Genomic DNA, 7,590 nt, shown 5'->3' with positions numbered 1-7,590 from the left:
TTTTACAGCCCTACTCAACTGTGCGGAGGTGGGACGACGAAATCGAATTCTAACGAATTAACGATTTCTGTCCCACTCTCTCTTTCTACATATGTTGCAAACGTTCAATTCGGTCTGAGATTGGCGGATGGGTATAAAAGAGTTTTTGTAACCCACCTCGTTTTTGAGGATCGTTGATGAAAAGTGCACTGCTAGCATCATCTACATGACGGCTCATGGGTTTACTATTGTCCAACTTACGCAGAGCATTAATCATCCCTTGAGGATTACGAGTCAACTCCACACTTGAAGCATCTGCTAAAAATTCTCGTTGACGAGAGATGGCTAGTTGTACCAAAGTTGCTGCTAGGGGAGCCAAAACAATTGCTAGGAGAGAAACAACTAGCATAATAATTTCAAGTCCACCACTATCACGGTCATCACTTCTACGACCACGGCCTGCACCACCCCACCACATCATGCGTCCAGCCATACTTGATAAAAGCGTAATGGCACTGGCAAGGGCAACCGCGATAGTAGAAATACGAATATCATAGTTACGAATGTGACTGACTTCATGACCTATAACCGCTTCTAACTCTTCACGATTCATAACCGCTAAGAGTCCTGAAGTTGCTGCTACAGCTGCATTTTGGGGATTTGAACCCGTAGCAAAGGCATTTAAGCTGGCATCATCGATGATGAAGACACGTGGCATAGGAATTTGCGCCACCATAGCCATATCTTCCACAACATGATAAAGAGTTGGTGCGGTCTGCTCGTTCACCTCACGCGCACCATTCATACTCATGACTATCTCTGTCGATTGAAAAATCATGGACAAGGCATAGATAAAGCCGATAATCAGAGCGACAACTAAACCACCAAGACCAGACCGCATAAAGAGGTAACCAACTGCATATCCAACCAAAGCCAAAAGTAAAAAGAATACTAGTAGTAAAATCCAAGTTCTTCGCTTATTACTCGCGATTTGATCATACAACATCCTAGTCACCTAAACCACTAAAATCGACTTTAGGTACTGCCTTTTCCTCTTCAGGAGTTTGAAGAAAATCAGCGACTTTAAAACCAAAAAGTCCTGCAATTAGATTACTTGGGAAAGTCTCCAATTTAACATTATAGTTGCTAACAACACTATTGTAGAGTTGGCGAGAGTAAGAAATTTTATTTTCAGTATTGGTCAGCTCTTCTTGCAATTGTGCAAAGTTGCCACTCGCTTTTAGGTCTGGATAATTTTCTGCAACGGCAAAAATACCTGAAACCTGGCGTGTAAGAGCATCACTAGCCTTCATAGCTTCTGCTGGTGAAGTTGCTGCGGCTACTTGATTACGAAGTTCTGCAACTTTTTCAAGCGTTGAACCTTCATACTTTGCATATCCCTTCACGGTCTCAATCAAGTTTGGCAAGAGATCGTTACGACGTTTCAACTGAACATCAATCTGACTCCATGCCTCCTTAGTTTGCATACGATTTTTAACTAAACCGTTATAACTAACAATTACGAAAATAACAATAAGAGCAAGAACTCCAAGAATAATCCAAGTCATCATATAATTCCTTTCTGCTTTTAGATTAATACTAGTATATCAAATTTCCATCTTTTTGTGGTAAAATAAGATGATACTTAAGAAGGAAACTACTATGAAACCAGAAACATTTTATAACTTGCTAGCTGAACACAAGATTCATCTTTCTGACCAGCAAAAATTTCAATTTGAGCGTTATTTTGAACTCTTGGTTGAATGGAATGAAAAAATCAACCTGACTGCTATTACAGAAAAAGAAGAAGTCTATCTCAAACACTTCTATGATTCCATCGCTCCTATTACACAGGGATTGATTGAAAACCAGCCTATTAAACTCTTAGATATCGGTGCTGGAGCAGGATTTCCTAGCCTTCCTATGAAGATCCTCTATCCTCATCTAGATGTAACCATTATTGACTCTCTCAATAAACGAATCAACTTTCTGAATCTATTAGCCCAAGAACTAGGTTTAGAAAATGTTCACTTCTATCATGGACGTGCCGAAGACTTCGCCCAAGATAAGAACTTCCGTGCTCAGTTTGATATTGTTACAGCTCGTGCTGTTGCCCGTATGCAGGTCTTATCCGAGTTGACTATTCCCTACTTAAAAGTTGGTGGAAAATTGCTTGCACTCAAGGCTAGCAATGCACCTGAGGAATTAACTGAAGCTAAAAATGCCCTCAATCTTCTCTTTAGTAAGGTTGAAGAAAATCTCAGTTACACTCTTCCTAACGGAGACCCTCGCTACATTACTATTGTTGAGAAGAAAAAGGAAACTCCAAACAAATATCCACGTAAAGCTGGGATGCCTAACAAACGTCCGCTTTAGAAAGATTAAAAAATCTGCAAACTCACACCTCGCTTTCTCATTTCAAGCCTCGGGAAAAAATGATTTACAAAATCACACCTCGCTTTCTCATTTCAAGGCTCGGGAAAAAATGATTTACAAAATCATTTTTTTCTGCTATACTATCCTAAGCAAAGGTTTTTAATGTCATCCCGTGAGGTGACGAAGGCGCAGATCTATATAAAACTCTTTAAAACTTGATGAAGGAATCTTGTTTTAGAGAGGTCTTACTCTGGGAGCCTATTGCTATAAAATAATGGGCTCTTTTTTGATGCCCAAAAGTGAGGTTAATATGAAACAGGAATCAACTGTTGATTTGCTTTTAGACGTTGACCAACGTCCTTCAGCTGGAAAGGGAATTCTTCTTAGCTTCCAGCACGTATTCGCCATGTTTGGTGCTACTATCTTGGTACCTTTAATCTTGGGAATGCCTGTATCTGTTGCCCTTTTTGCATCAGGTGTAGGAACACTCATTTACATGGTTTGTACTGGCTTTAAAGTTCCAGTTTATTTGGGTTCTTCTTTTGCCTTTATCACAGCTATGTCACTTGCTATGAAAGAAATGGGGGGCGATGTATCTGCCGCTCAAACTGGGGTTATTCTTACAGGTTTTGTCTATGTCCTTGTTGCTGCAAGTGTTCGCTTTGCAGGTACAAAGTGGATCGACAAACTCTTACCTCCAATCATTATCGGTCCTATGATCATCGTTATCGGTCTTGGACTTGCTAGTTCAGCTGTTACCAACGCTGGTCTTGTAGCGGACGGAAATTGGAAAAACGCTCTTGTAGCAGTTGTTACTTTCTTGATTGCTGCCTTTATCAATACAAAAGGAAAAGGCTTCCTACGAATCATCCCATTCCTATTTGCCATTATCGGTGGTTACCTCTTTGCCCTAGCACTTGGATTGGTTGACTTCACTCCTGTTCTTGAAGCAAACTGGTTTGAAATCCCTGGTTTCTACCTACCGTTCAATACAGGTGGTGCCTTCAAACAATACGACCTTTACTTCGGCCCTGAAACGATTGCCATCTTACCAATCGCAATCGTAACCATTTCAGAACATATCGGAGACCACACTGTTCTAGGTCAAATCTGTGGACGCCAATTCTTGAAAGAACCAGGTCTTCACCGTACTCTTCTTGGTGATGGTATCGCAACTTCTGTTTCTGCCTTCCTTGGTGGACCAGCCAATACAACTTACGGAGAAAATACAGGGGTTATCGGTATGACTCGTATCGCTTCTGTCTCAGTTATCCGTAATGCTGCCTTTATTGCGATTGCCCTTAGCTTCCTTGGTAAATTTACTGCTTTGATTTCAACAATTCCAAACGCTGTACTTGGTGGTATGTCTATCCTTCTTTACGGGGTTATCGCAAGTAACGGTTTGAAAGTCTTGATCAAAGAACGTGTTGACTTCGGTCAAATGCGTAACCTTATCATCGCTAGTGCTATGTTGGTACTTGGACTTGGTGGAGCAATCCTTAAACTTGGTCCAGTTACCCTTTCAGGTACTGCCCTATCAGCTATGACAGGTATCATCCTAAACTTGATCTTGCCATACGAAAACAAAGACTAATCCATATAGAATCAACAAGAGGTCGGGACCAAAATCCCGACCTCAATTTTTATTAAAAAGAAGACTTTGACAGTGCCGTGCCCCATTGGGCTGTTGTCAAAAAATTAGGTTTCTCAATTTCCTGTCCTAAATTCCTAATTTCCCCAAGCAATCAAGAGATACAAGAGATACAAGAGACTTGAAGCAAACATATCTGCAAGAGCATGCATGATAAAGAATGGAAGTAAATTCTTGACCACACACTTGTACAAGAAATAATAAAAGAGACCATAAACAAACCCAATATCCAAGGCCCAGAGTAAGCATTGATAGGTATGGAAAGAAATTCGTATAATTACAGAATATACTAGAACCAGCCACTGATGCTTTTCTTTTACTGAAGTCAGCAATCCCAAGAAGAAAAATTCTTCATAAAAACCATTTAGAAGAGCATAACCAATGGCCATTGGCGTCAAAACCATAAATTTTCGAATGATTTCCATGGGATCAATAAAAGGGATCAACTGAGGTTTAAATCATTGTACTCACCACTAATGGTTGTTACAATATCACCAAATATCCCAACTACAGCAAAGATAAGGGGTACCCAAATTAAAACAGACCAGCTCCAGCGTATAGGTCTTGTTTAAAATCATAATTTCGAATCAAGAGATAAAGGAAAGTAATTCCTAACATCATCAATTGAAAAGTAAAATTACTAGAATAGGCCGCCCCATCACTAGCTACATTTGTCCTAGTTTCAGCAAAGTTAGTAAGAATTGAAGGTGATAAACTTGCCATAAATTGTTGGGCAGAACGAATGATAAACTCTCCGAACATTAAAACAGTCACGAAAAAATATCAAACCATTTTAAGGATCTTAAAGACTTAGATGGATGTAAACACAAAAAAACAGTCCTTGTAAAAAGACTGTTCTAGTAAATTACACTGATTGGTGTTTCTTTTCTAGCATTAAATCCTTTAATGAAATAATGGTTACAGCTAATAAAATCATAGCCATTCCAATAAAGTCTATAGGATAGAAAATATCTCCCATAATCATGAAGGCGAAAAAAACTGCTGAAATAGGCTCAATAGAGGCCAAGAGGCTAGACTTGACTGGGCCAATCATACTAGCTCCCTTAAGAAAGGCTGTATAGGCAAAGACCGTTCCGATAAGGATGATTCCTGCAAATGCAAGAAAGATATCAAAAGCTAAGGGGACACTAGCACCGATAATCCCAGTAAAAGGTATTGCTAGTATACCTGAGATGGTCATTCCAACACCAATAACCAACATGCTCCCCCATTTTTGAATCAATTTTATGGGTAAAATGATATAAAGAGCATAGGTTAAGGCCGAGAACAAACCCCAAAATAGACCAGCTGGAGTCATCGAGAGTTGATCCAATTGCCCATGGGTTGCAATGAGAAAGGTCCCACCTATAGCTAAAAACATAGAGATGATTTCTGAAAGCGTCGGAGCCACCTTATCCTTGATACAAGTGTAAGCAAGGATTCCAACTGGACAGACATACTGGAGAACTGTCGCTGTCCCAGCATTTGTCTCCTGAATAGCTGAAAGATAAGCTAATTGATTTAGAAAAAGACCAAATAAAGAAAATAACAAGAGAGAAAACAGACTTGATTTATCCTTCAGAAAAGCCATAAATTTATCCCTTGATTTAGTATAGGCAAGAAGAATCAGGAGTAATCCAGCGATTATCAAACGGATATTGGTCAGAACGAGAGCTGAAATCCCGTGAACCATCAGGTACTGACCACTGGTTCCCGACAAGCCCCAAGCAATACCTGCAATGACTGTATAAAGAGTTCCTTTTAAAGCTTTTGACATACTTCCTCCCTAGTCTGCCTCTCGAATCAAGTCCATGACCTGATTACGATCCAATATCCACTGAGCACGCTCATCTTTTTCATAAGTTCGATTGGATAAAAAGATAGCAGCTTCTTGTTTCTTACGATTCCACATGATAAAGGTTCCAGTATAGCCTGTATGGTCCAGCCAATCACCTTCAAGATTCCAGGCCAATGAGCGTTCTTTATCACTCAGATCCGAAAAATTCTGACTCAATCCTTCAGCAAAATCATCTTGCAAATAATGCTCTAAGAAGATTTTTAAATCCTGAACTGTTGAAAACAAGCCTGCACTACCTGCATGTTTTCCAAGCAATCGAGCTTTGGGATCATGGACCACTCCTGCTTTCTGTCCACGAACCGTTGGAACAGCACTACTAACTGGACCAAACTGTGTTTCTTCCATCTTCCACGGATCCAAAACTTGCTCCTGTAAAATCTGGTCTAAATCTTTCTTGAAGTAACTTTCCAAGAGAAAACCCAGCAAGAGAAAGTGCACATCCGAGTAAAGAAAGGCTCTCTTTTCACGTCGATTCAGATGAAACATAGCTTTTCTTAGCTGGTCAGCTGAAAGCTGATCCCTATTTGGGATAAAAGGATCTAAATCCGTCCCATGAGTTAGGAGTTGTCGAAGGGTGATGTCTGGATAATCCACCTCTGGAAGATACTCTCTTATGGAGTTATCTAGCTCAATCTTACCTTCCTTCCACAAGAAGATTAAGACAGTTCCTACTCCAACAACCTTACTCACACTGGCCAAATCATAGACCAAACCCTCACGAATCTGCTCGCCAATTTCTGGATTTGCTTCTCCTAGATACCAATCAGACCAAGCGCCATCCTGATAATATGCAAAAGAGGCACCAGGATAAATCCCTGCCTCAATTTGTTGCTTTATTTTTTGAATGATTTCTTGTTTCATACTTCTTCAAACCACAATTCGATGTTGTTGGCATCCTTACTTAGGAAAAACTTCTCAGATTTTGGAATAAAGTAACCAGCTTCTTCGAAACGCTTACGCAATACAGCAAGATCCAGATTCTCTACTTGAAATTTCAACATGGACAAGTCCCAAGTTACATTATTTTCAACCAGCAAATCACTACCTTGAGCTTGATTAAAAGCTAGTCGGTTTTCGATTTCTTCTTTTTCAAGCAGACTAGCTGTCTTTTCTGGCAAGTTGACTTCCACAGAGATTTCAAAGGCTGTCAAATATCTCATTTTCTCATTTTTTGAAAAAGTGACTTCTTCCTCAACTTTATTCAAATCTTTAATGTCATCTTCCGCATGGATAAGGACACAATCTCCTTCCGGAGAAAGAACCTCAAAAGCATAGCCCTTGTTTCCTTTATAGAGGCGAGGACGTTTTTCCATTCTAGCTAGTAAGGCTTCAATCTCAGATGCATTTTCTACCTTTACAAGTAGTCTAGCTAATTTTTTAATCCCTTCAACCTTACGGCTTCTCATACTTGGTGATTCTTCTAAAACTAACTTTTCAATACCTGACTGGTCTCCAAGTGATAGAAATGCAGACTCTTCAAGCAAGGGTTTCATCCCCAAAGTCTCAATATAAAATGATTCATTTAAATTTCTATTATTTACCTTTAGCGTCGGGATCATACGCTTTATTTGATTTACAATCATAAATTCCTCCAACACTTTTTATTTTAAAGGATTTTATCTTTTTTTACAAGTTATTCAATAAAAAACTTTAACTATATTAACTCCTTAAATAAATCAACCCCTTCTGCTAGTAGAAGGGGGACTGGTTTGTTTTTACTAAAATA

The 7,590-nt window shown here is 39.5% G+C and carries 7 protein-coding genes and 1 pseudogene; 2 read left to right on the top strand and 6 right to left on the bottom strand.

The annotated features are described in order from the left end of the window. Positions 1 to 85: 85 nt before the first annotated feature. Positions 86 to 985 carry a zinc metalloprotease HtpX gene (gene htpX / locus ADM33_RS07550; protein WP_049504226.1) on the bottom strand — a complete coding sequence of 300 codons (900 nt, stop codon included), beginning with the start codon at positions 983 to 985 and terminating at the stop codon, positions 86 to 88. A 1-nt stretch (position 986) separates the two neighbouring features. After that, positions 987 to 1,547, bottom strand: coding sequence for a LemA family protein (locus tag ADM33_RS07545; protein WP_049504224.1), 561 nt, complete (start codon positions 1,545 to 1,547; stop codon positions 987 to 989). 94 nt (positions 1,548 to 1,641) lie between these two features. Between ADM33_RS07545 and rsmG the strand changes: the two genes are divergently transcribed. Next, on the top strand, positions 1,642 to 2,355 hold the full coding sequence (gene rsmG, locus ADM33_RS07540; RefSeq protein WP_049504222.1) for a 16S rRNA (guanine(527)-N(7))-methyltransferase RsmG: 714 nt from the start codon (positions 1,642 to 1,644) through the stop codon (positions 2,353 to 2,355). A 310-nt stretch (positions 2,356 to 2,665) separates the two neighbouring features. After that, positions 2,666 to 3,949 (top strand): uracil-xanthine permease family protein, encoded by a 1,284-nt coding sequence (locus ADM33_RS07535; RefSeq protein ID WP_045763816.1) that lies wholly within the window; start codon positions 2,666 to 2,668, stop codon positions 3,947 to 3,949. A 134-nt stretch (positions 3,950 to 4,083) separates the two neighbouring features. Here the strand turns inward: ADM33_RS07535 and ADM33_RS07530 are convergent. The 4 genes and pseudogenes from ADM33_RS07530 to ADM33_RS07515 all read right to left on the bottom strand — a co-directional run bounded on the left by ADM33_RS07530 (position 4,084) and on the right by ADM33_RS07515 (position 7,447). Then, a pseudogene (locus tag ADM33_RS07530) lies at positions 4,084 to 4,836 on the bottom strand (CPBP family intramembrane glutamic endopeptidase). Positions 4,837 to 4,871: 35 nt separating this feature from the next. Continuing rightward, positions 4,872 to 5,783: a DMT family transporter gene (locus ADM33_RS07525; RefSeq protein ID WP_049504221.1), complete on the bottom strand. Its 912-nt coding sequence runs from the start codon at positions 5,781 to 5,783 to the stop codon at positions 4,872 to 4,874. A gap of 9 nt (positions 5,784 to 5,792) precedes the next feature. Further along, the gene (locus ADM33_RS07520) at positions 5,793 to 6,725 is read right to left on the bottom strand and encodes a serine hydrolase domain-containing protein (RefSeq protein ID WP_049504219.1); all 933 of its coding nucleotides are present in this window, start codon (positions 6,723 to 6,725) and stop codon (positions 5,793 to 5,795) included. Then, on the bottom strand, positions 6,722 to 7,447 hold the full coding sequence (locus tag ADM33_RS07515; protein WP_049504217.1) for a CppA N-terminal domain-containing protein: 726 nt from the start codon (positions 7,445 to 7,447) through the stop codon (positions 6,722 to 6,724). The genes ADM33_RS07520 and ADM33_RS07515 overlap by 4 nt, the downstream gene beginning before the upstream one ends. Between the last annotated feature and the right edge of the window lie 143 nt (positions 7,448 to 7,590).

The sequence above is a fragment of the Streptococcus oralis genome, assembly GCF_001075875.1.
In the GTDB taxonomy this organism is placed as follows: domain Bacteria; phylum Bacillota; class Bacilli; order Lactobacillales; family Streptococcaceae; genus Streptococcus; species Streptococcus oralis_I.
This window is presented reverse-complemented; position numbering and strand designations above follow the sequence as displayed.

What these genes read in the sequence shown, in the direction of transcription:
- ADM33_RS07515 (WP_049504217.1), bottom strand. Translation starts at nt 7,447, where the DNA reads ATGATTGTAAATCAAATAAAGCGTATGATCCCGACGCTAAAGGTAAAT.
- rsmG (WP_049504222.1), top strand. Translation starts at nt 1,642, where the DNA reads ATGAAACCAGAAACATTTTATAACTTGCTAGCTGAACACAAGATTCAT.
- ADM33_RS07545 (WP_049504224.1), bottom strand. Translation starts at nt 1,547, where the DNA reads ATGACTTGGATTATTCTTGGAGTTCTTGCTCTTATTGTTATTTTCGTA.
- ADM33_RS07535 (WP_045763816.1), top strand. Translation starts at nt 2,666, where the DNA reads ATGAAACAGGAATCAACTGTTGATTTGCTTTTAGACGTTGACCAACGT.
- htpX (WP_049504226.1), bottom strand. Translation starts at nt 985, where the DNA reads ATGTTGTATGATCAAATCGCGAGTAATAAGCGAAGAACTTGGATTTTA.
- ADM33_RS07520 (WP_049504219.1), bottom strand. Translation starts at nt 6,725, where the DNA reads ATGAAACAAGAAATCATTCAAAAAATAAAGCAACAAATTGAGGCAGGG.
- ADM33_RS07525 (WP_049504221.1), bottom strand. Translation starts at nt 5,783, where the DNA reads ATGTCAAAAGCTTTAAAAGGAACTCTTTATACAGTCATTGCAGGTATT.